The organism is Neotabrizicola paludis (assembly GCF_044142105.1).
Classification (GTDB): Bacteria; Pseudomonadota; Alphaproteobacteria; order Rhodobacterales; family Rhodobacteraceae; genus Pseudogemmobacter.
This window is the reverse complement of record NZ_JBGTYM010000012.1, coordinates 21,254-41,173: the sequence shown is the minus strand read 5'-3', so window position 1 is coordinate 41,173 and position 19,920 is coordinate 21,254. Positions and strand designations below refer to the sequence as shown.

The window sequence follows — 19,920 nt, the reverse complement described above, 5'->3', positions numbered from 1 at the left end:
GCCCCTCATAGCCCGCGCCCCTGCCCCGCTCAAGCCCGCGCGGCGCCTGCCTCAGCCCGGCGCGGGACAGAGGCCCTTGCTCAAAGCGGCATCCGGTCCCCAGGAGGACAGGTTGTCCTCCTCAAAGCCACGGGGCGGCAGGCTTTCAGCTACGCCATTCACGACGCGCGAATTTGCGCGCAGATCGACCGAACAGGCATAGCTCTGCGCCGGATCGGTGAAATCCGTCACGATCACATCATAGGCGACGACCGTAAACTGGAAGTCCAGAAACTGGACCGAGACGGTTTCCTGAAAGCGATACTGCTCGTCGTCGCTGTCCGTCACGATCTTCAGCGTGCTCGCATCCTGCCCCACGGCAAGCTCAAGCCCCTGCTTGTCCCCCGCGACGATATTGTCGCGATAGACAACCGGAGCAACATCCAGTTGTGCCTCGCCCTGAAGGCTGGCCGCGTCCATGCCCTGCCATATCCGCAGCCGTGCCTGCCCCCCCTCATCGGTCAAGACGGCGCGGAACACAAAGCCCTGGCCCGAGGCGCCCGCCCAGTTGCCGCTGACATCGCCCAGAGCGGTCTCGGCCCGCGCGGGAGAAGCAAACGTGGCACAAAGCATGGGAAGGGCGAAGACAGCGGCGGAAAGCGGTCTGAGAAAGCGGTGCATGAAACGGGTTCCTTCAACTCTGCCGTCGATGTGCCATGCCTCGGCACGGCTGGCAAAGCCGGAAATCCTCACCCCCTGCGGATCTTGCGGCCGGAACCGCCGCCGCGCGAGTGACTTGACCAAAGCCCTGCCGCCCGGTCACATGACCGCATCACAGATCGGAGCCCAAGATGCGCGCCCTTTCCATTCTTGCCGCCGCCGCCATGGTGATCAGCCTTTTCCTGCCCTGGCTGGCGCTTCAGGGCCCCGGCAGCAGCTTCGTGCCCTATGATCTGATCAAGGGACTGAACCCTGACATCCAACAAGTGCGGGATTTCGTGCAGCAGGCACCGCCCCCGCTGCTGTGCTTCCTTGGCACCTTCCTTCTTGCCGCGCTTTACGTCCTTCTGGCCATTGTCGGCCTGCCCTCGCGGGCACTGGCCTTCCTGACCGGCGCTTTGGCCGCCGGGATTGTTGCCTATGGCTTCCTTCAGGCGCGTGACGGCGCGCTGTCTGTCGGCCTGCCCCTGCCCGACAGCAATGACCTTGGCCAGATCTTCAACTCGGTCTCGGATGTACTGGGCATGGGCGCCTGGGCATGGGGTGCCGGCGCGCTAATCCTGCTGTTGACCGGCCTTATCGGCGTCGGCAGCCGGCGCTAGGCCAGGCGCCGCACCAGCCGCGCCTGATCTTCCAGCGCGCGCGGCAGGTCCAACCGAACCGTTTGCCCCCCGCGCACCACGGCGCGGCCCTCGACGAAAAGGTCGCGCACCCGCTGCGGCCCGCACAGGACCAGCGCCGCCACCGGATCCCAGGCGCCGGACGCCTCGATGCCGCTGAGATCCCAGATCGCCAAGTCCGCCCGCTTGCCGGGCGCCAGACTGCCGCAATCAGACCGGCCCAGAACCTGCGCTCCACCCAGCGTCGCAATCTCCAGCGCCTCGCGCGCGGCCATCGCATCCGCCCCGCGCGCCACGCGCTGCAACAAAAGCGCCATGCGCATTTCGGCAGCTAGGTTGCTGGCATCACTCGAGGCCGAGCCATCGACGCCCAGCGCCACTTTCACCCCTGCATCCCGCATCGCGCGCACAGGCGCGATGCCAGAGCCAAGGCGACAATTCGAACACGGGCAATGGGCGACACCCGTCAAACTCCGGGCAAAAAGTTCAATTTCCGAACGATCCAGCTTAACGCAATGGGCGTGCCAGACATCGTCCCCGGTCCAGCCCAGCTCTTCGGCATATTGCCCCGGACGGCAGCCGAAATTGGCCTGGGAATAGGCGATATCCTCGTCATTCTCGGCCAGATGGGTGTGCAGCATCACGCCCTTGTCGCGCGCCAGAAGCGCCGCGTCGCGCATCAACTCGCGGCTGACCGAAAAGGGCGAACAGGGCGCCAGCCCGACCCGCACCATCGCGCCCTCAGATGGGTCGTGGAACGCATCGACGACCCGGATCATGTCGTCAAGGATCGCCGCCTCGGTTTCGACCAAGGCATCCGGCGGCAGACCGCCCGCGCTTTCGCCAATGCTCATCGCGCCGCGCGTCGGATGAAAGCGCAGCCCCACCTCCGCAGCCGCCTCGATCGTATCCTCAAGCCGCGCGCCATTGGGGAAGAGGTAGAGATGATCCGATGTCAGCGTGCAGCCCGAGAGCGCCAGTTCCGCCAGCCCGATCCGGGCCGAGCTGCGCATTTCCTCCGGCCCAAACCGCGCCCAGATCGGGTAAAGCGTCTTGAGCCAGCCGAAGAGCAGCGCATCCTGCCCGCCCGGCACGGCACGGGTCAGGGTCTGGAACAGGTGATGATGGGTGTTGACCAGGCCGGGCGTGACGACGCAGCCCTGGGCCTGAACGATCTCGGCACCGGCGGGCGCTGACAGCCCCTGCCCGACAGCGGCGATCACGCCGCCGCGGATCAGGACATCGCCCCCCGTGATCTCGCGCCTTGCGGCATCCATCGTGACAATCGCGGTTGCGTTGCGGATCAGGATATCGGCCATGCCTTCCCCCTTGGCCCCAGCGGGCCGCCCCTTCGGTTGATCGGGACCGGCGGGCCGACAGAAGGGGGGAAGGACTCGGGCGCCGCCCTGCGGTTCTAGCGCAAAGGCGACGCGGTCTCAATCATTGCGGGCGTAAAATGCGGACCATTGCCCGGCACGGCCAGCCAAAGTCAGCCGGCGTTCAGCAAGGCCAGCGCCTCGGCATGGATCTGCGGATTGGCGGCGGCCAGGACGCGGCCGCCCATCGGACAGGGCCGGCCCTGCCAGTCGGTGACGATGCCGCCCGCCGCCTCGATCACCGCGATGGGCGCCTGCACGTCATAGGCCTGCAAGCCGGCTTCGATCACAAGGTCGATCTGACCCGCCGCAATCAGCGCATAGGCATAGCAATCCATGCCATAGCGCACCAATCTGGCCCTGGGCACCACCCGCCGGAAGGCAGCGCCTTCTTCAGCCGTACCGACCTCGGGGAAAGTCGTGAACAGGATGGCTTCGGACAAGGCCCGCGCCGGACGCGTGCGCAACGGCATCTCGCCGCGCGGCCCGGCCAGCCGGGCAAGGCCGAAGCCGCCTTCAAAGCGTTCCCCGATATGCGGCTGATCGATCAGGCCGTAGAGCGGGCGCATGGCGGCGCCAGTCGCGTCGGCGACCGAGATCAGAACACCCCAGGTGGGCGTGCCCGACAGATAGCCGCGCGTGCCGTCGATCGGGTCCAGCACCCAGCAGAGACCGCTGGTGCCCGGGCTGGTGCCATATTCCTCGCCCAGAATGCCGTCCTGCGGGCGGCGGCGTGCCAGAATGTCGCGCATCTGCCGTTCTGACAGGCGGTCAGCCACGGTCACCGGATCGAAGCGCTCGATTTCCTTGTTCTCGGCGTCCAGCCCAGCCTGGCGAAAATGCAGAAGCGTCGCCGCCCGTGCCGCATCCGCAAGCTCATGGGCCACATCGGCCAGTTCGGCCGCCAAAGCGCTGTCGATGTCCATGTTTCCCCCGCAAACCCTGCGCTTTAAAAGACGCCACCCCCGGCGCTATCGCTCGCCGGGGGTGGGGTCAAGCTTGGGCAAATGGCCTCAGACGCTGGATTGGCCTTCAAGGGCACTGGCAGGCGCTGCGCGACCCGCCGGGAAGCCGTCTTCGCCCCCCTGACCCTCAAGGGTTCAGCTAGGCGGCGTCCGACAAGACGCGGGCCAGATCGAACAGGCGACGGCGCTGCGCCTCGGGAATCGCATAATAGGAACGGACAAGCTCCAGCGCTTCCTTGTCGGCCATCATATCGCCCTGAGCGGGTTGGGCGGCTTCGCTTTCGTTCAGGCCTTCGAAAAAGAAGGCGATCTGGACACCCAGCGCATCCGCGATATCCCAAAGGCGGGAGGCGCTGACACGGTTCATGCCGGTCTCGTATTTTTGGATCTGCTGGAACTTGATTCCGACCTTGTCGGCCAGTTGTTGCTGGGTCATTCCCACCATCCAACGACGGTGGCGGATGCGTTTCCCTACATGGGCGTCAACAGGATGCTTCATACTTCACTCCGTGGTTGCGCAGAAATTGCGCGGGTCCCCTCACTTGTTGATAAGCAAGAACCGTGCCAACACTGTCGAATCCTGAAAGAAACGGAAGTTTTCCCCAATCTTCGTAAAAACCTGTCCATTTCGACAGGTGCAATTATTCGATCGTGCAATCTTTCCGCACCCTGTCAGGATTAACGTCACGGTATGCCTTACCTTGACAGCACTCGCCTTTTGCGCGTTTTGCAAAATGCATTGCAATTTGAAACCCTTTCTGCAACAATCTTAACGGTTGAGTGCCGGTAGACCCCACTCCCGCGACTGCGCGACATCCGATCCAATGGCGTCTGGCGCGACGCCCCGCTAGTCTCTGCCCGATATCATCGCTGGAAATGAGGGCAATATGCAGGCCTGGACCGTTGCCAAGCTTTACGCGCAGCCAGAGATCACGGCAATTCCGTGTCCTGAACCCGGGCGGGGCGAAGTGCTTCTGCGCGTCGCGGCGGCTGGCCTGAATTTCGCCGATCTGCTCATGTTGCAAGGCCGATACCAGACCCGCCCCGCGCCGCCTTTCGTGCCGGGGCTTGAACTGGCGGGAACGGTGATGCGGGTCGGCCCCGAGACCATGGCGCCGCCAGCTGGCACAAGGGTCGCAGCCTATGCCGGCCTCGGCGCCTTTGCGGAATATGCCGTCGTCCCCGTCGACCGGCTGCTGCCCCTGCCCGCCGCCATGCCCTTTTCCATCGCAGCCGGGTTCCAGATCGCCTACGGCACCTCGCACCTCGGGCTGACGCATCTCGCGCGGCTGCAAGCGAACGAGACGCTTTTCGTCACCGGCGCTGCGGGCGGGGTCGGGCTGACCGCTGTCGAGATCGGCCGCCTGCTGGGCGCCCGGGTCATCGCCTCGGTGCGCGGACCCGAAAAAGCCGAAATCGCGCGCAAAGCAGGGGCTGAAACGGTGATCGACAGCGAGGCGCATCCAGGCGGCGAAGGCCTGAAAGACGCCCTTCGCGCCCTGGGCGGCCTGGATGTCACTTATGACACGGTCGGCGGCCCGGGCTTCGATGCGGCACTGCGCGCGACCCGGCCGGGCGGGCGGATGCTAGCAATCGGCTTTGCTGGCGGCGAGGTGCCGCAAGTGCCGCTCAACCAGCTTCTCGTCCGCAATGTCACCATCGCTGGCCTTTGGTGGGGCGCCTATGCCGATTTCGCGCCCGTGGTGATGACAGACAGCTTGGCCCAGCTGATCCGTTGGTGGGAAGACGGTCGCCTCGCCCCCCATGTCAGCCATATCCTGCCCTTTGACAGGCTGCCCGAAGGCTTGGCGCTTTTGCGCGACCGCGCGGCCACAGGCAAGATCGTGCTGCGCGTCGACCATCAGCAGGAATAGGCGCAGCGCAGCTCGGACAAGAGGCAATCGATCACCTCGTCACGTCTTTGATCACCGGAATAGAGGCAAATCTGTGTTTGACCCAAAGCGGGCAAAACATTGTCGCCCGCGATGGGCGCCGTGCCCTCGGGGATGTTCCCCAGCATCCGCACCGAGACGGCAAGATCTGCCGCGACCGTCGCCTCGACCACCTGCTCGCTTTCGCCGCCCGCTGCCATTTCCCAGGGAATCCCCGCCGCATCCAGCGCCGCCTGCGCAGCTGGGCGGAAGATGCAACTGTTCTTGAAACCCAGCCGAAGCGGGCGCTGCTGCCAGGCAGTGCCCTCGATGGCACCGATCCAGACCATCGGCCGGCTGCCCAGAATCTCGGCCCCCGCACCCGGTTGCTCTTCTGTAGTCAGGATCACATCGTAGTCGCCGCGCGCCAGACCCTCTTTCAGCAAGACGGTGAAACAGGAGGTCAGGTTGATCCGCACCCGCGGATAGCACTGCGCCAGACGCTTCATGATCACGGGGATCATCGGATAGACAACGTCATGCGGCACGCCCAGCCGGATCTCGCCGTCATAGACGCCCAGCCCCATCCGCGACAGCGCCTCGTCATTCAGCGCCAGCATCCTGCGGCCATAGGAGAGCAATTGCTCACCCTCTGACGAAAGCGCCAGCTTGCGCGCCGCACGCAGGAACAACGTCTGGCCCAGCGCCTCTTCCAACCGCTTGATCTGCATCGACACCGCCGATTGCGTCAGGTTCAGGAAACCCGCCGCCCGGGTCACCCCGCCCACTTCGGCAACGGTGACAAAGGCACGCAAGGCAGTCAGGTCGAGGTTGCGCGGCATATCACGATCCTTGATCTACTTCATCACCAACATTCGTTTTCATCATAACCAGTCACGGCGTATTCATCAAGCATCCTGATGCTAAGCCGAACCAGCCAAGCAAACGATGATGAAAGGCCACTCAGATGTTTCCCGCGACCACCGCTAGCAAGACATCCCGCCAACCCCAGCTGCGCCTGTCGCTTTTCGCCCGGTTTCTCGCCTGGCGCGAGACGGCACGGCAGAAGGCGCGCCTGCGGCTTCTCGACGACCGACTGCTGTCTGATATCGGCATCACCCGCACCATGGCCGAGGCAGAAACCGAACGTTCGGCCTGGGATTCCCCGGCACATTGGCATGACTGACCGCTCTCCAGCACCCTAGTGCCCGCAACCGCGCGAAATTCCAGACGGAAATTCTTGAAATATGCGCCAAGAGTTCCGATATTTCGCGGATGCGGTACCGCCGGCCAAATCGGCGTTGCCCTTAGGGACAACATCGGAGGCTTTAATGGCTCAATTTGACACGGTTCGTGGCGTCGGCGTAGGCGCCCGCGCCCAGATCGACGAAGGGTTGCGCGCCCATATGAACAAGGTCTACGGGCTGATGTCCGTGGCGATGCTGGTCACGGGCGGCGCAGCTTGGGCTTTGGCTGGGCTGTCGGTGACCTCGACCCCCACCGAATACCAGATCGGCGCCAATGAATATCTGACCGGCCTTGGCTATGCGCTTTACGTCTCGCCCTTGAAATGGGTGATCATGCTGGCCCCGCTGGCCATGGTCTTCCTGTTCGGCGCGGTGATCAACCGCCTGTCGGCCGCAGCCGCGCAACTGTACTTCTACGCCTATGCGGCGCTGATGGGTCTGTCGCTGTCGTCGATCTTCCTGGTCTTCACCGGCACCTCGATCGCGCAGACCTTCCTGATCACGGCAATCGCCTTCGCGTCGCTGTCGCTCTACGGCTATCTGACCAAGCGCGATCTGGCCCCGATGGGCGCCTTCCTGATGATGGGTCTGATCGGCCTGATCGTCGCGATGATCGTGAACTGGTTCCTGGCCTCGGAAGGTCTTGCCTTCGCTATCTCGGCCATCGGTGTGCTGATCTTTGCGGGTCTGACCGCCTGGGACACCCAGAACATCAAGAACACCTACATCCAGCATGCCGCTTCGATGGATCAGGAATGGCTGGGCAAGGCCGCCATCATGGGTGCCTTGAACCTCTATCTCGACTTCATCAACCTGTTCATGTTCCTGCTGCAATTCCTGGGCAACCGCGAATAAGCGCAGCAAGTCCGAAAGACAAAAGGCCGGGGGAAACCCCGGCCTTTTTAATTAACCCAAGCCGATCCATCAAACCACGGCCCCGAAGAAATGGCCGACCGCCCAGGTCACTGCCATCGCCACGGCCCCCCAGAAGGTCACGCGCGCCACGGCCCGTGGGACAGGCGCGCCTCCGGCCCGCGCCCCAACCGTTCCAAGAACAGCCAGAAACACAAGCGACAGTGCGGTGACCCAAAGCGCGATCTGTGCCTCTGGCACCAGCGTGGCCGTCACAAGGGGCAGGGCAGCGCCAAGGCCGAATGTCAGGGCCGAGGCTGCGGCCGCCACCAGGGGCTGCGCCTCGTTATGCTCGAATATGCCCAGTTCGTCCCGCACATGGGCGGCCAACGGGTCCCTGGCATGCAGCGCCTCGGCCACCTGCCGCGCCAGGTCGGGCGGCACGCCGCGATCTTCATAGATACCGGCCAGGGCCCGCAACTCTTCCGCCGGGTCGGCGTCGATCTCCGCCCGCTCGCGTCGGATATCGGCCGCCTCGGTATCGGATTGGGACGAGACCGAGACATATTCGCCCGCCGCCATGGACAGCGCACCTGCCGCAAGCCCGGCCGCACCGGCCACCAGAACCTCGGCCCGGCCGGACGCCGCCGCCACCCCCACGATCAGCGAGGCGGTCGAGACGATCCCGTCATTCGCCCCTAGAACCGCCGCCCGCAGCCAGCCCACGCGCGCCACATAATGCTCTTCCCGGTGATTCCGCTCCATGTGCCGCCCCTTTTCATGCTGCACCGGCACGGCACATCCACGGGGCCTGAAGGTCAAGCGCAACCGCGCGCGATCGGGTGAGCGGGCGCTTATATCGTCGGCAAGACCCGTCCGGGCCGGCCTCGCGCCGGGGAACAAATGAAAAGGCCGCCCGAAAGGGCGGCCCTGCATCCAGTCAGGCAGACAAGATCCTACTTGATCTTGCCTTCCTTGTATTCGACATGCTCCCGCTTCACGGGGTCATATTTCTTAACAACCATCTTCTCGGTCATGGTGCGGGCGTTCTTCTTGGTCACATAGAAGTGCCCGGTGCCCGCCGTCGAGTTCAGACGGATCTTGATCGTCGCCGGCTTCGCCATAGTCGTCTCTCCTGTGCCGGGAAAGCCATGCTTCCCCGCGAAATCCTTGAAGCCCGCCTTTTAGTCGCGGGACGGGCAGAGTCAACAGCGAAACCGCGCTTTGCGGCGGGATTTTGCAGCCCCGCCTCAGCCGCGGTCGCCCGGGCGCAGCGTAAGCTGGGTCTGGGTCACGATCGCCGCCACCTTGCCATCGCCACGCAGCAGCGTGGTCTGCCAAATCTGGGTCTTCCGACCGATATGCAGGGGCACGGACACCGCCCGCAACAGATCGCCCGGCGGCACCGCGCGCAGGAAATTGGTCTTCGATTCCACCGTCGTCGTGCCCTCATCCGGGCCCAGATTCATGAAGGCCCCGGTACCGCCCAGATTGTCGGCGATGCCCATGATCGCCCCGCCATGCAGAACGCCATTGCGGTTGATCAACTCGGGGATAACCGGCATTTCCGCCTCGACCCGGTCAGGCCGCGCCGCCGTGATCCGCAGGCCAAGATATTGGGCGAAAGGCGGCTGCTCCTGCGCCACCGGATGAATCCCGTCTTCCGCCTGCGTTGCCGTCATCGCCCTGCCCTTTCCCTTGCCGCTCTACAGCCCCGTTTAGCAGCCGGGCGGAAGCAAAGACCATCCCCGCCCGCACCGCTTCATCGTGGCCAGGGTTACTTTGCGGGCAAGGCCGCAGGCGGCGTGGGCACAGCCCCGTCCTATGCTGAAACGCGCGGATGGCCTGTAAGCCGGATTCTGTCCAAGGAGTTGCCCCCTCTGGATGACCATTCCTCTCGCCCCGCCCTTGCGGACGGGATCCAGCTGCCAACCCGGGCCTCTCGGGCTGAAGCATCCCTGCGGCGGTTTCCGGTCGCCCGGACACGTGACCCGCGCGAGGCCCCTATTCGGCATTGCTCCGGGTGGGGCTTGCCGTGCCGGTCCGGTTGCCCGTCCCGCGGTGGGCCTTTACCCCACCGTTTCACCTTGGCCCCGCAAGCGGGGCTGTCTGTTCTCTGTGGCGCTTTCCCTGGGGTTGCCCCCGCCGGGCGTTACCCGGCACCCTTGCTTCATGGAGTCCGGACTTTCCTCGAAGGTTGCCCCTCGCGGTCATCCGGCCATCCGCGCAAGCGGCGGCTTAGGCGCTTGGCCCCGCCCCGTCAACGGCGAAACGCACCAGCCCGGCAAGGAGCGCAAGGTCCGCCTCGTCCACCGGCCCGTGCGCCCAAGGCCGGAACCTCAGCCGGACGGCGGTCAAGAGAAGACCCTCGTCCAGAGCCGGATCATAGCCCGCCGCCCCTGCCAGATCGCGCAACGTCGCGCCCGTAGGAATCTCGGCGGGGCCCGGCCAGACCGCAAGCCCCTGCATCGCCAGCCGCCGCCAGTCAAAGCGCGGACCCGGGTCGGTCTTGCGGGCAGGCGCCATGTCGGAATGGCCAATGACGCGCACAGGCGGAATGGCCCAGCGCGCCATGATGTCACGCAACAGCCCCTCAAGCGCCGCCATCTGCGGCTCGGGGAATGGGTGGGTGCCCCGGTTTGCCAGCTCGATGCCGATGGAATGGCTGTTGATGTCGGAAAGCCCGGCCCAATGCCCGGCCCCGGCATGCCAGGCCCGCGCGGCCTCATCCACCAGCGCCTCGACCGCGCCGTCCTCCGCGATCAACCAATGGGCCGAAACCTCGGCCTCAGGGTCGCACAGCCGCGCCCTTGCCTCGGCACAGCTGGCCATGGCCGTATAATGGATCACGATGATCGACGGCTTCACGCCCTCGCGCCGCTCGCCGAAATTCGGCGAGGGGAAGCCGTTCACTGCAAGGCTTTGCGGAAGGGGCGCGGATCCCAGCCGCAGGCAAAGCCATCGCCATCGGGATCAAGGTTCAGACGGTCGCGATCCGGCCCGCCCTTGGCGAGAAATTCCTGCTGGGCGAGATCGGGTGAGGAGAACTTGGCACAGGAATTGGCCGAATTCCTCAGGCTGCCCGAGCGGTGATACAGAGCCGTGCCCGGATCATTCGTGGTCTTGAGCGCATAGTCGGCGATGTTCGGCCCGGTATCGCCCGGACGGACCGGCAGGTCCTTCGGCTGGACCACGACATATTGCGCCCGGTTCTGCTCGATCCGTTCCTTGTCGCTGGCAATGGTCTCACGCGCCGAGACGGCGCTGAAATCCTGCTCGTCCGAGATGCCGGTATTGGCATGGGCCATCTCGCCGGATTCTTCCTTGATGCCAGCGGGCGCATTGCCGCGCGGCCGGGCGCCGTCGGTGGCGGCAGGGGGCGTGTAGACGGTGCTGCCCGCCGCCGCAGCCGGGGCCGCCGGGGTCACGCCCGAGGCGCGGTCGATCGCGGCCGAGGCCGCGGCAGGGTCAAAACCCGCCGCGGGTGCGGCAGTTGTGCCGGCAGGAGGCACGGAAGCGCCGTGGATATAGGTGTTGTAGTCCTGAAATCCGACGCCAGCGCCCGAATCGGGCACTGACGGCGTGCAGGCGGCAGCGGAAAGAAGGGCGATCAGGGCGGCGGAGCGGCGGATCATCGGCAGGGCCTGTGCAGGGATCATGGGCAGGGGTTCAGCGGACGCGAAGCGCCCTTTTTCCGCCCCTTACCACCATTTTTCCGCCTTTGCCACAAAGCCCGCCGCGCGCTCCAGCACATAGGCGTGATTGAGCAACCCCGCCTCGTCCCAGGGTTTGCCGATCAGTTGCAGGCCCAGGGGCAAGCCCTGCGCATCGAGACCCACCGGCACAGCGATGCCCGGCAAACCGGCCAGGTTCACCGTCACGGTAAAGACGTCGTTGAGATACATCTCGACCGGCGAGGCCGTCGACATCGCCCCCAGCCCAAAGGCCGAGGAGGGAGTCGCAGGCGTCAGGATCGCATCGACGCCTTCGGCAAAGACCGTCTCGAAATCGCGCTTGATGAGGGCACGAACCTTGCGGGCGCGGTTGTAATAGGCGTCGTAGAAACCCGCCGACAGGACATAAGTGCCGATCATCACCCGACGCTGCACTTCGGGGCCAAAGCCCTCGGCGCGGGTCTTCTCATACATCTCGGTGATGCCGTCTCCCTGCGCCAGCTTGGCCCGATGGCCATAGCGCACACCGTCATAGCGGGCGAGGTTCGACGATGCCTCGGCGGGCGCAATGACGTAATAGGCGGGCAGCGCGTATTTCGTATGCGGCAGGCTGATGTCGCGCACTTCGGCGCCCGCATCGCGCAGCATCTCGATGCCGCGCTGCCAAAGCGCGTCGATTTCCGCCGGGATGCCGTCCAGCCGGTATTCGCGCGGAATGCCGATCACCTTGCCTCGGATATCGCCGGTCAGCGCCGCCTCGAAATCAGGCACGGCCAGGTCGGCGCTGGTCGAATCCTTCGGATCATGCCCTGCCATCGCTTGCAGGAAGATCGCCGCGTCGCGCACCGATTTCGTCATCGGCCCGGCCTGGTCCAGCGACGAGGCGAAGGCCACGATGCCCCAGCGGCTGACCCGGCCATAGGTCGGCTTGATGCCGGTGATGCCGGTAAAGGCGGCAGGCTGACGGATCGAGCCGCCAGTGTCGGTCCCCGTTGCGGCAAGGCACAGATCGGCCGCGACGGCCGCGGCCGAACCGCCCGAAGAGCCGCCCGGCGTCAGCTGGATATTCGACCCCTTGGCGCGCCAGGGATTGACCGCATTGCCGTAGCAGGCGCTTTCGTTCGAGCTGCCCATGGCGAATTCGTCCATGTTCAGCTTGCCCAGCATGACCGAACCCGCCTCGAACAGCTTCGTGGTCACGGTCGATTCATATTCGGGCTTGAAGCCGCGCAGGATATTCGACGCCGCCTGCGTCGCCACGCCCTTGGTGGCAAACAGATCCTTGATGCCCAGGGGGATGCCGCACATCGCAGGCGCGTCACCAGCGGCCAGCCGCGCATCGGCGGCGCGGGCCTGTTCCAGCGCGATCTCAGGGGTCTTGTGGACAAAGGCGTTCAGCCCGTCGGACGCGTCGATCGCCGTCAGGCAGGACATGGTCAGGTCGACCGCCGAAAGTTCGCGCTTGCGCAGCGCATCACGCGCCGCGGCGATGGTCAGGGTATTCGCGCTCATTCCACCACCTTCGGCACGGCAAAAAAGCCCTCATGCGCCAGGGGCGCATTCTTCAGCACGGCCTCCTGCATCCCGCCATCGGTCACCACATCCTGCCGCCGCTTCAACCGCATCGGCGTGACGCTGACCATGGGTTCGATCCCGGTCACATCCACCTCGTTCAGCTGTTCCATGAACGTCAGTATGCCCGACAATTCGCTGGCCAGCGCTGGCAGCGCCTCTTCCTCGACGCGGATCCGCGCCAGCTTGGCGACTTTGCGCGCCGTATCAATGTCGATCGACATCAGGGATCTCCAGGGTCTCCCGGACGCGCCGGGCGGCTTTGGCAGGGTTTCGCCCCCTTTAGCCGCCTTTAGGCCCGGCCTGCAAGCGCGTGGCGCGCCGCGACGGCCACAAGCCGCAGAAGGATACCGCCCGCCAGCAGGATATAAAGGAAGTGCGTCCCGATGGGCACGGTCGCGCAGAGCGGCTGGTCCAGCCCGCGCAGCGCAAGCGCCCCCGCCAGCCCGATGCCCGCAAGCAGAAACTCGCCCGACAGCTGCGTATTGCGCAGTTGCAGCAGCGCTGCCATGCCCAGAAGCAGGATCGGGAAAGGCGCAAGCCCCAAACTGCCCAGCGCCCCTTTCGCCAAGGCCATCAGTGGGATCGCCGACAAGGTGAAGGGCAGGAAGATGGCCGTCACCAACGCGCCCTGCATCGGGCTCAGATCGAGAAAGTCCTGAGTCAACCGATGGATCGCGAGAATGGCGAAGAGCGCAATCATGCCGAGGCCCAGCACCTGCGACGCCACGACATCATAGCCATGCAGGAACAGCCCTCCGACGCCGACCCCGGCAAGGGCCAATGCCAGACGCCGATAGGGCGGATTGTACGCCAGGCGCCGCGTCAGCCACAGCGCGGCCATGCACAACGCCAGACAGGCGATCATATTCAGCGGTTCCTGCCACGGGCCAGGCCCATGGCGCTCGCAATAAGCGTCAATCGTTACAAACACGGTAACCCGCCCTTCGGCGCACACAGATACAAGATCAGTTTATACTGCCTCGCGGCTTGCGTCAGTCCCACAAGTGGTCGATACCGGCGCAGTCAAACGCACAGCCGCGCCCGGGACACCCGGCACCACAGAGCAGGCGTGCATGACGCCATGCGGATTGCCCGCAGGGCGCCCGAGACGGGCTCAGGCATCATTTAGACAATTTTGTCAAAAACTTGCGCGAACTATTCGCGAAAAGGAGACACAAGATGGAAATCACCTGGCTGGGCCATTCCGGCTTTCGCATCGCAATCGAACAGGCCGTGCTGCTGGTCGATCCCTGGCTGACAGGAAACCCGATGTTTCCTCAGGCGCAACGGGAAAAGGCCCTCGAGGGCGCGACTCATGTGCTTTTGACTCATGCCCATGGCGATCATGCCGCCGATGCGGCCGCCATCGCCAAAGAAAAAGGAATCGCGGTCTGCTGCATCCATGAAGTCTCGGAATGGCTGAACGCCGAAGGGGGATGCGAGACCATCGGCTTCGGCAAAGGCGGTACGCTGGCTCTGAACGGCGCCAAGGTCACGATGGTGAATGCAACCCATTCCGCCTCGATCGACTTCACCGGCAGGGGCCTGCTGCCCGCAGGGTCGGCAGCGGGGTTCATGATCTCGGGCGAAGGCCACACGATCTATGTCTCGGGCGATACCGACATCATGGCCGACATGGAATGGATGGCCGAGCTGCACCAGCCCGATATCGGCATCCTTTGCTGCGGCGGCCATTACACGATGGACATGGCCCGCGCCGCCTGGGCCGCACGGAAGTATTTCAACTTCCGCTGGGTCATTCCCTGCCACCACCGCACCTTCCCACTTCTGGCACAGGATACATCCGAGCTGCGCTCCGGCCTGCCCGCCGGCGTCAGCCTGATCGAGCATGAGGTGATGGATCCGATCACCTGGTAAGGGTTTCGCTTGCCCAGGGGGCGGCCTATCGTGCCGCCCGCAGCCCGAGAACAGGAGATCCCCATGGCCCAGCCGAAGATCGCGATCATGGGGGCGGGCGCCGTCGGCTGCTATTACGGCGCCGAACTGGCGCTTGCGGGCCTGCCTGTCACCCTGATCGGTCGCCCCGCCCTGGCCCAAGCGGTGGCGGAGCGCGGCCTGATCCTTGAAAAAGCAGGTCAGAAGATCAGCGTGCCGCTTGCCGCCAGCGCCGATCCTGCCGCTGTCGCGGGCGCCAGGATCGTCATCGTCGCGGTAAAATCCGGCGACAGCGCCGAGGCCGCGCGCCAGATCGCGCCGCATCTTTCCCCCGACGCCATCCTCCTGTCTTTCCAGAACGGCATTTCCAACCCCGAGACGCTTTCCGCCGCGCTGGACCGCCCCGTCATCGCCGCCGTGGTCTATGTCGCGACCGATATGGCCGGGCCGGGCCATGTCCGCCATCACGGACGGGGCGAACTGATCTTCGCCCCCGGCCCCGGCGCCGAAGAGGCCGCCGCCATCCTGCGCGGCGCAGGGATCAAGGTCGAGGTCTCAGACCAGGCCCGGGTCGCACAATGGGTGAAATTCACCATCAACTGCGCCTTCAACGCCCTTTCGGCGCTGACCCGCCAGCCCTATGGCCGCATCGCCGCCCAGCCCGGCGCCTATGCAATGATGGCCGACATCATCGACGAATGCCGCGCTGTCGCCGAAGCCTCCGGCGTGCCCCTGCCCGCCAACCTGATGCAGATGGCCGAAGGGATCGCGACCCAGATGCAGGCGCAATATTCCTCGACCGCGCAAGACATAATGCGCGGCCGCAAGACCGAGATCGACTATCTGAATGGCGAGGTCCTGCGCCGGGCCGAGGCGCTTGGCCTTTCTGCCCCGGTCAACCGGGCGCTTTGGGTCATGGTGAAACTGGCCGAAAACGCTCAAACCCCGTCCTGACCGCGGCGCGCGGCAAAGAACTCTTTCAACAGAAGCTCCGCCTCGGCCCCGCCGATCCCGTCATAGATCTCGGGTGCATGGTGGCATTGCGGATGCGAAAACACCCGCGCGCCCTGCGCCACGCCGCCCGATTTCGGGTCCGCCGCCGCATAGTAAAGCCGCGCCACCCGCGCGAAGGAAATCGCCGCCGCGCACATCGGGCAGGGCTCCAGCGTGACGTAGATATCATGGCCGGGCAGCCGCTCCGACCCCGCCACCGCGCAGGCCGCACGCAGGGCCAGGACTTCGGCATGGGCTGTCGGGTCCGACAATTCCCGTGTCCGGTTGCCCGCCCGCGCCACCACCGCGCCGTCCGGCGCCACGACGACCGCACCGATCGGAACCTCGCCCCGCGCCCCTGCCGCACGCGCCTCGTCCAGCGCCGCCTCCATGAAAGACCGGAAACCGCTCATTGCACCTTCATCTTGGCTCAAATACTCTCCGGGGGTCCGGGGGTGGAAAACCCCCGGGGCGCGTTCTCCGCCCGCGAAAGGTTTCCCCGGATGGCCGACAAATCAACCCCCAAAGCGGTAGCCGCCGCGACGCCCGAAGGCGAACGCATCGCCAAGGTCCTGTCTCGCCGCGGCATTGCCTCGCGGCGCGAGGCCGAGCGGCTGATCGAGGCGGGCGAGGTCACCGTCAACGGCAAGCGCATCGACAGCCCGGCGCTGAACGTGACGGCGAAGGACCGCATCACCGTCTCTGGGCAGCCCCTGCCCGCGGAAGAACCGGCGCGGCTCTGGCTTTATTACAAGCCCGAGGGGCTGGTGACCTCTGCCTCCGACGAGAAAGGTCGCGACACGGTCTTCGACCATCTGCCCGAGGATATGCCCCGCGTCATGTCGGTGGGTCGGCTCGACCTCAATTCCGAGGGCCTTCTGCTGCTGACCAATGATGGAGAACTGAAGCGCCGCCTCGAACTGCCCTCGACCGGCTGGCTGCGCAAGTATCGCGTCCGGGTGAACGGCAATCCGGTCGATCCCGACCTGGATCCGCTACGCAAGGGAATCGTGGTCGATGGCGAGAAATTCCAGCCGATGCATGTTGTGCTGGACCGGGTGCAGGGCGCGAATGCCTGGCTGACCGTGGGCCTGCGCGAAGGCAAAAACCGTGAAATCCGCCGCGCGATGAACGCGATCGGGCTTTACGTGAACCGGCTGATCCGCACCTCCTATGGCCCCTTCCGCCTGGGCGAATTGCAGCCCGGCGAGGTCGAGGAGGTGCGCCCCAAGGTCCTGCGCGACCAGTTGGGTCTGTCGCCCGAGGAGCATGACACCACAGGTCCCGCCCGACCGAGACGGTCATCGCACAAGGTTCCGGTCCGGTCCCCGGCCGCTCCTGGCGCGAAACCCGGCCCGCGCGGCGCGGGCAAGCCCGCCGTAGAGATGACCCCTGCCCCGCGCAAACCCTTGCCCAAGCCGCAGAAACCGGGCGACGGGGTGCGCATGCTCTCTTCCGCCTGGAAAGAGGCTGTCCGCCCCCGCCTGCCGGGCGAGGAGGACGCAGCCCCCGCGCGCAAGACCACCGCCCGTCCCGCAAGATCGGTCGCTGCCGGCGCGGCCAAGCCTGCGACAAAACCCTATGCCAAGGCCCCGGCGAAGCCGGCCGAGAAACCCGCGACCAGACCGCCTGCCCCGGGAAAACCATCCAGCCGCAAGCCCGCGACCCGCAATGCGCCCACGCGCAATGCACCAGCGGGCGGGCCGCGGCGGAAATAGGCAGTGGAAAGACCGGGACGCCTCTCTGCGCGCCCCGGGACCGCGCAAGGGGAGAATTCCCGCCCATTCCCCCGCCCGCCCCCGCCTCTTCGCTGGCAAGCGGAAAATCCATCCGCTAGGATCGGCCCGAGGCGTGAACAATCGCGCGTGACCAGACCTTGAACCGTTCGAGAATAGCGGCATGTCCGAGACCGGCCTTCGCACCCTCTCCCTGGCGCTTCTTGCGGCGCTGATCCTTTACATCGCCGGATCGGGAGGCATGTGATGGCCAAACGCTACGGCGGAAAATACAGCCCCGGACAGGGCGGCAGCGCAGGCGTCGCGCCCGAAAAGCTCGCACCCGAACCCGGCCTGAACTGGGACAGCGTGCCCGTGGCCCGCCCGGAAGGCCGCGCGCCCGGCGAATGGCGGGCGTACCTTCTGTTCCTTCTCTCCTTCGCCTTCCTCTTCCCCGCCTTCGGTGACGGCCCTTCGGCGATGATGCTTGGCCTGCTGGCCGGGGGCGCCCTGATCCTTGCCGCCTGGCTGGCCCGCGAAGGCATGCGCGCCCGCGCCGCCTTCGAGGCCCGCAAAGTCGCCCGCCGACCGGCCTTTCCGCGCCTCGCGGCCGGGGCGGTGGTGACGGGCGTGGCCTTGGCGCTGGGTGGCGTGATCGGCCAGGGAATCACGCTGATGCCCCTGCTATACGGCTTGCTCGGCGCCGGCCTGCATTTCGGGGCCTTCGGCGCCGACCCGATGAAAGACAAGGGGATGGAGGGCATCGACCGCTTCCAGACCGAGCGGGTCGCCCGGGCGGTTTCCGAGGCGGAAAAGACCCTGGCCCAGATGAAAGACGCGATCCTGCGCGCGGGCGATGCCACGCTGGAAGCCCGCGTCGACGCCTTCGCCCAATCGGCCCGCGCCCTGTTCCGCAGGGTCGAGGAAGACCCCGGCGACCTGACCGCCGCCCGCAAATATCTGTCGGTCTATCTGACCGGCGCCCGTGACGCGACGGTCAAGTTCGCCGATCTCTGGGCCAATACCAAGGATCCCAAGGCCCGCACGGATTACGAGACCTTGCTGACCGACCTTGAAACCACCTTCGCCGACCGCTCCAAGGCGCTGCTGGAGAATGACCACAGCGATCTTGACATCGAAATATCAGTGTTGCGCGACCGGCTTAAGTTCGAGACCCGCTAGCGGCCCCGCGCCGCATCTGTCAGACAGCGGCAGTGCCGCCCCATCCAGAAGGATCAGGCCATGACCAGTGAAGCCACCCGCAACGACGCTGAAACCCTGCTGGCCGAAGTCGAGAAAGTCTCTGCCGTCCTTCTGCCCGAACCCACGGGCGAGATCGTGCCGCTGGACGCCGCGACCCCCGATCAGGCCGCCGCGATCCGCAAGCGGATGGACGAGCTGGATCTGTCGAACACCCAGTCGATCATTTCCTTCGGCTCGGGTGCGCAGGCGGAATTGCAGGTCATCAGCCAGGAAATGCTTCAGGATGTGAAGAACAAGGATGTCGGCCCGGCGGGCGACAGCCTGCGCAAGATCGTCACCACGATCCGCGGCTTTTCGGCCGAGGAACTGGATCTGCGCCGCGAGGCCAGCTGGTGGGAGCGGCTGCTGGGCAAGGCCGCGCCCTTTGCCGAATTCGTGGCGCAATATGAGGATGTGCAGGGCCAGATCGACAAGATCACCGACGACCTTCTGGGCCATGAGACCAAGCTTCTGAAGGACGTGAAGTCGCTCGATCTGCTTTATGCCAAGACCCTGACCTTCTACAATGAACTCGGTCTCTACATCGCCGCCGGCGAGGCGAAGCTCGCCGAAGTGGATGCTAAGGTCATCCCGGCCAAAGAGGCCGAGATCGCCGCGGCGGCGGAAAACGACAAAATCCTGAAAAGTCAGGAAATGCGCGACCTGCGCGCCGCACGCGACGATTTGGAGCGCCGGGTCCATGACCTGAAGCTGACGCGCCAGGTGACCATGCAGTCGCTGCCGTCGATCCGGCTGGTGCAGGAAAACGACAAGAGCCTGATCACCAAGATCAACTCGACCCTCGTCAACACCGTGCCGCTGTGGGAAACCCAACTGGCGCAGGCCGTGACCATCCAGCGCTCGCGCGAGGCGGCCGAGGCAGTGCGCGAGGCCTCGGATCTCACCAACGAACTGCTTGAGGCCAATGCCAAGAACCTGAACGAAGCGAACCGTGTGGTGCGCGAAGAGATGGAACGCGGCATCTTCGACATTGAGACGGTCAAGAAGGCCAATGAGACGCTGATCGCCACCATCGAGGACAGCCTGCGCATCGCCGACGAGGGCAAGGCCAAGCGCGCCGCCGCCGAGATCGAGTTGACGAAGATGGAGGTCGAACTGCGCGAGACCCTCGCTTCTGCCAGCGCGCGCCGCCCCGCGCCCCCGACCCCGCCTGCAAATCCCACCTGACCCATCG

General features: G+C 65.5%; 23 protein-coding genes and 1 other RNA gene. 9 read left to right on the top strand and 15 right to left on the bottom strand.

Annotated elements, in window-relative coordinates; all coding sequences use genetic code 11:
* Window positions 1-51 precede the first annotated feature (51 nt).
* Entirely contained in the window at window positions 52-660 is a 609-nt protein-coding gene (locus ACED67_RS19765) for a hypothetical protein (protein ID WP_395543453.1), read from the bottom strand.
* 170 nt (window positions 661-830) lie between these two features.
* Here ACED67_RS19765 and ACED67_RS19760 point away from each other — a divergent pair, with 170 nt between their 5' ends.
* The gene (locus ACED67_RS19760) at window positions 831-1,301 is read left to right on the top strand and encodes a hypothetical protein (RefSeq protein ID WP_395543452.1); all 471 of its coding nucleotides are present in this window, start codon (window positions 831-833) and stop codon (window positions 1,299-1,301) included.
* Here ACED67_RS19760 and ACED67_RS19755 read toward each other — a convergent pair.
* The 3 genes from ACED67_RS19755 to ACED67_RS19745 form a co-directional block, all read right to left on the bottom strand.
* The gene (locus ACED67_RS19755) at window positions 1,298-2,638 is read right to left on the bottom strand and encodes an 8-oxoguanine deaminase (protein WP_395543451.1); all 1,341 of its coding nucleotides are present in this window, start codon (window positions 2,636-2,638) and stop codon (window positions 1,298-1,300) included. The two genes, ACED67_RS19760 and ACED67_RS19755, sit on opposite strands and share 4 nt — an antisense overlap.
* A 170-nt stretch (window positions 2,639-2,808) precedes the next feature.
* The gene (locus ACED67_RS19750; protein WP_395543450.1) at window positions 2,809-3,621 is read right to left on the bottom strand and encodes an inositol monophosphatase family protein; all 813 of its coding nucleotides are present in this window, start codon (window positions 3,619-3,621) and stop codon (window positions 2,809-2,811) included.
* 178 nt (window positions 3,622-3,799) lie between these two features.
* Window positions 3,800-4,159, bottom strand: coding sequence for a helix-turn-helix domain-containing protein (locus tag ACED67_RS19745; RefSeq protein ID WP_395543449.1), 360 nt, complete (start codon window positions 4,157-4,159; stop codon window positions 3,800-3,802).
* Window positions 4,160-4,547: 388 nt separating this feature from the next.
* Here ACED67_RS19745 and ACED67_RS19740 point away from each other — a divergent pair, with 388 nt between their 5' ends.
* Window positions 4,548-5,534 carry an NADPH:quinone oxidoreductase family protein gene (locus tag ACED67_RS19740; RefSeq protein WP_395543448.1) on the top strand — a complete coding sequence of 329 codons (987 nt, stop codon included), beginning with the start codon at window positions 4,548-4,550 and terminating at the stop codon, window positions 5,532-5,534.
* On the opposite strand, the gene ACED67_RS19735 is transcribed toward ACED67_RS19740, so the two are convergent.
* Window positions 5,522-6,373: a LysR family transcriptional regulator gene (locus ACED67_RS19735; protein ID WP_395543447.1), complete on the bottom strand. Its 852-nt coding sequence runs from the start codon at window positions 6,371-6,373 to the stop codon at window positions 5,522-5,524. The two genes, ACED67_RS19740 and ACED67_RS19735, sit on opposite strands and share 13 nt — an antisense overlap.
* A gap of 125 nt (window positions 6,374-6,498) precedes the next feature.
* Here ACED67_RS19735 and ACED67_RS19730 point away from each other — a divergent pair, with 125 nt between their 5' ends.
* Both ACED67_RS19730 and ACED67_RS19725 read left to right on the top strand, forming a co-directional pair.
* Entirely contained in the window at window positions 6,499-6,717 is a 219-nt protein-coding gene (locus ACED67_RS19730; protein WP_395543446.1) for a YjiS-like domain-containing protein, read from the top strand.
* A 145-nt stretch (window positions 6,718-6,862) separates the two neighbouring features.
* Window positions 6,863-7,633 carry a Bax inhibitor-1/YccA family protein gene (locus ACED67_RS19725; protein ID WP_395543445.1) on the top strand — a complete coding sequence of 257 codons (771 nt, stop codon included), beginning with the start codon at window positions 6,863-6,865 and terminating at the stop codon, window positions 7,631-7,633.
* Between the two features lie 69 nt (window positions 7,634-7,702).
* On the opposite strand, the gene ACED67_RS19720 is transcribed toward ACED67_RS19725, so the two are convergent.
* The 9 genes from ACED67_RS19720 to ACED67_RS19680 all read right to left on the bottom strand — a co-directional run bounded on the left by ACED67_RS19720 (window position 7,703) and on the right by ACED67_RS19680 (window position 13,744).
* A complete protein-coding gene (locus ACED67_RS19720; RefSeq protein WP_395543444.1) occupies window positions 7,703-8,395 on the bottom strand; it encodes a VIT1/CCC1 transporter family protein in 693 nt (230 codons plus the stop codon).
* Window positions 8,396-8,586: 191 nt separating this feature from the next.
* Window positions 8,587-8,754, bottom strand: coding sequence for a 50S ribosomal protein L33 (gene rpmG / locus ACED67_RS19715; protein ID WP_008027883.1), 168 nt, complete (start codon window positions 8,752-8,754; stop codon window positions 8,587-8,589).
* A gap of 126 nt (window positions 8,755-8,880) precedes the next feature.
* Window positions 8,881-9,312, bottom strand: coding sequence for a PaaI family thioesterase (locus ACED67_RS19710; RefSeq protein ID WP_395543443.1), 432 nt, complete (start codon window positions 9,310-9,312; stop codon window positions 8,881-8,883).
* 150 nt (window positions 9,313-9,462) lie between these two features.
* Window positions 9,463-9,856, bottom strand: an RNA gene (gene rnpB, locus ACED67_RS19705) — RNase P RNA component class A.
* Between the two features lie 12 nt (window positions 9,857-9,868).
* Complete coding sequence (locus ACED67_RS19700) at window positions 9,869-10,543, bottom strand: N-acetylmuramoyl-L-alanine amidase (RefSeq protein ID WP_395543442.1); 675 nt, start codon at window positions 10,541-10,543, stop codon at window positions 9,869-9,871.
* Window positions 10,540-11,265 (bottom strand): hypothetical protein, encoded by a 726-nt coding sequence (locus tag ACED67_RS19695; protein ID WP_395543441.1) that lies wholly within the window; start codon window positions 11,263-11,265, stop codon window positions 10,540-10,542. The genes ACED67_RS19700 and ACED67_RS19695 overlap by 4 nt, the downstream gene beginning before the upstream one ends.
* A 66-nt stretch (window positions 11,266-11,331) precedes the next feature.
* Window positions 11,332-12,816 carry an Asp-tRNA(Asn)/Glu-tRNA(Gln) amidotransferase subunit GatA gene (gene gatA / locus ACED67_RS19690; RefSeq protein WP_395543440.1) on the bottom strand — a complete coding sequence of 495 codons (1,485 nt, stop codon included), beginning with the start codon at window positions 12,814-12,816 and terminating at the stop codon, window positions 11,332-11,334.
* The gene (gene gatC, locus ACED67_RS19685) at window positions 12,813-13,100 is read right to left on the bottom strand and encodes an Asp-tRNA(Asn)/Glu-tRNA(Gln) amidotransferase subunit GatC (RefSeq protein ID WP_395543439.1); all 288 of its coding nucleotides are present in this window, start codon (window positions 13,098-13,100) and stop codon (window positions 12,813-12,815) included. Before gatC ends, gatA begins: the two co-directional genes overlap by 4 nt.
* 68 nt (window positions 13,101-13,168) lie before the next feature.
* The gene (locus ACED67_RS19680; protein ID WP_395543438.1) at window positions 13,169-13,744 is read right to left on the bottom strand and encodes a hypothetical protein; all 576 of its coding nucleotides are present in this window, start codon (window positions 13,742-13,744) and stop codon (window positions 13,169-13,171) included.
* A 314-nt stretch (window positions 13,745-14,058) separates the two neighbouring features.
* On the opposite strand from ACED67_RS19680, the gene ACED67_RS19675 reads away from it, so the two are divergent.
* Together ACED67_RS19675 and ACED67_RS19670 are read left to right on the top strand one after the other, a co-directional pair.
* Window positions 14,059-14,757: a metal-dependent hydrolase gene (locus ACED67_RS19675; RefSeq protein ID WP_395543437.1), complete on the top strand. Its 699-nt coding sequence runs from the start codon at window positions 14,059-14,061 to the stop codon at window positions 14,755-14,757.
* A gap of 63 nt (window positions 14,758-14,820) precedes the next feature.
* Window positions 14,821-15,729, top strand: coding sequence for a ketopantoate reductase family protein (locus ACED67_RS19670; RefSeq protein ID WP_395543436.1), 909 nt, complete (start codon window positions 14,821-14,823; stop codon window positions 15,727-15,729).
* Here the strand turns inward: ACED67_RS19670 and ACED67_RS19665 are convergent.
* Window positions 15,714-16,181, bottom strand: coding sequence for a nucleoside deaminase (locus tag ACED67_RS19665; protein WP_395543435.1), 468 nt, complete (start codon window positions 16,179-16,181; stop codon window positions 15,714-15,716). The two genes, ACED67_RS19670 and ACED67_RS19665, sit on opposite strands and share 16 nt — an antisense overlap.
* Before the next feature lie 90 nt (window positions 16,182-16,271).
* On the opposite strand from ACED67_RS19665, the gene ACED67_RS19660 reads away from it, so the two are divergent.
* From ACED67_RS19660 to ACED67_RS19650, 3 genes are all read left to right on the top strand, one after another.
* The gene (locus tag ACED67_RS19660) at window positions 16,272-17,486 is read left to right on the top strand and encodes a pseudouridine synthase (RefSeq protein ID WP_395543434.1); all 1,215 of its coding nucleotides are present in this window, start codon (window positions 16,272-16,274) and stop codon (window positions 17,484-17,486) included.
* Between the two features lie 264 nt (window positions 17,487-17,750).
* Window positions 17,751-18,665 (top strand): 5-bromo-4-chloroindolyl phosphate hydrolysis family protein, encoded by a 915-nt coding sequence (locus tag ACED67_RS19655; RefSeq protein WP_395543433.1) that lies wholly within the window; start codon window positions 17,751-17,753, stop codon window positions 18,663-18,665.
* A 60-nt stretch (window positions 18,666-18,725) separates the two neighbouring features.
* The gene (locus ACED67_RS19650; RefSeq protein WP_395543432.1) at window positions 18,726-19,913 is read left to right on the top strand and encodes a toxic anion resistance protein; all 1,188 of its coding nucleotides are present in this window, start codon (window positions 18,726-18,728) and stop codon (window positions 19,911-19,913) included.
* Window positions 19,914-19,920: the final 7 nt, after the last annotated feature.

What these genes read in the sequence shown, in the direction of transcription:
- ACED67_RS19765 (WP_395543453.1), bottom strand. Translation starts at nt 660, where the DNA reads ATGCACCGCTTTCTCAGACCGCTTTCCGCCGCTGTCTTCGCCCTTCCC.
- ACED67_RS19760 (WP_395543452.1), top strand. Translation starts at nt 831, where the DNA reads ATGCGCGCCCTTTCCATTCTTGCCGCCGCCGCCATGGTGATCAGCCTT.
- ACED67_RS19755 (WP_395543451.1), bottom strand. Translation starts at nt 2,638, where the DNA reads ATGGCCGATATCCTGATCCGCAACGCAACCGCGATTGTCACGATGGAT.
- ACED67_RS19750 (WP_395543450.1), bottom strand. Translation starts at nt 3,621, where the DNA reads ATGGACATCGACAGCGCTTTGGCGGCCGAACTGGCCGATGTGGCCCAT.
- ACED67_RS19745 (WP_395543449.1), bottom strand. Translation starts at nt 4,159, where the DNA reads ATGAAGCATCCTGTTGACGCCCATGTAGGGAAACGCATCCGCCACCGT.
- ACED67_RS19740 (WP_395543448.1), top strand. Translation starts at nt 4,548, where the DNA reads ATGCAGGCCTGGACCGTTGCCAAGCTTTACGCGCAGCCAGAGATCACG.
- ACED67_RS19735 (WP_395543447.1), bottom strand. Translation starts at nt 6,373, where the DNA reads ATGCCGCGCAACCTCGACCTGACTGCCTTGCGTGCCTTTGTCACCGTT.
- ACED67_RS19730 (WP_395543446.1), top strand. Translation starts at nt 6,499, where the DNA reads ATGTTTCCCGCGACCACCGCTAGCAAGACATCCCGCCAACCCCAGCTG.
- ACED67_RS19725 (WP_395543445.1), top strand. Translation starts at nt 6,863, where the DNA reads ATGGCTCAATTTGACACGGTTCGTGGCGTCGGCGTAGGCGCCCGCGCC.
- ACED67_RS19720 (WP_395543444.1), bottom strand. Translation starts at nt 8,395, where the DNA reads ATGGAGCGGAATCACCGGGAAGAGCATTATGTGGCGCGCGTGGGCTGG.
- rpmG (WP_008027883.1), bottom strand. Translation starts at nt 8,754, where the DNA reads ATGGCGAAGCCGGCGACGATCAAGATCCGTCTGAACTCGACGGCGGGC.
- ACED67_RS19710 (WP_395543443.1), bottom strand. Translation starts at nt 9,312, where the DNA reads ATGACGGCAACGCAGGCGGAAGACGGGATTCATCCGGTGGCGCAGGAG.
- ACED67_RS19695 (WP_395543441.1), bottom strand. Translation starts at nt 11,265, where the DNA reads ATGATCCGCCGCTCCGCCGCCCTGATCGCCCTTCTTTCCGCTGCCGCC.
- gatA (WP_395543440.1), bottom strand. Translation starts at nt 12,816, where the DNA reads ATGAGCGCGAATACCCTGACCATCGCCGCGGCGCGTGATGCGCTGCGC.
- gatC (WP_395543439.1), bottom strand. Translation starts at nt 13,100, where the DNA reads ATGTCGATCGACATTGATACGGCGCGCAAAGTCGCCAAGCTGGCGCGG.
- ACED67_RS19680 (WP_395543438.1), bottom strand. Translation starts at nt 13,744, where the DNA reads ATGATCGCCTGTCTGGCGTTGTGCATGGCCGCGCTGTGGCTGACGCGG.
- ACED67_RS19675 (WP_395543437.1), top strand. Translation starts at nt 14,059, where the DNA reads ATGGAAATCACCTGGCTGGGCCATTCCGGCTTTCGCATCGCAATCGAA.
- ACED67_RS19670 (WP_395543436.1), top strand. Translation starts at nt 14,821, where the DNA reads ATGGCCCAGCCGAAGATCGCGATCATGGGGGCGGGCGCCGTCGGCTGC.
- ACED67_RS19665 (WP_395543435.1), bottom strand. Translation starts at nt 16,181, where the DNA reads ATGAGCGGTTTCCGGTCTTTCATGGAGGCGGCGCTGGACGAGGCGCGT.
- ACED67_RS19660 (WP_395543434.1), top strand. Translation starts at nt 16,272, where the DNA reads ATGGCCGACAAATCAACCCCCAAAGCGGTAGCCGCCGCGACGCCCGAA.
- ACED67_RS19655 (WP_395543433.1), top strand. Translation starts at nt 17,751, where the DNA reads ATGGCCAAACGCTACGGCGGAAAATACAGCCCCGGACAGGGCGGCAGC.
- ACED67_RS19650 (WP_395543432.1), top strand. Translation starts at nt 18,726, where the DNA reads ATGACCAGTGAAGCCACCCGCAACGACGCTGAAACCCTGCTGGCCGAA.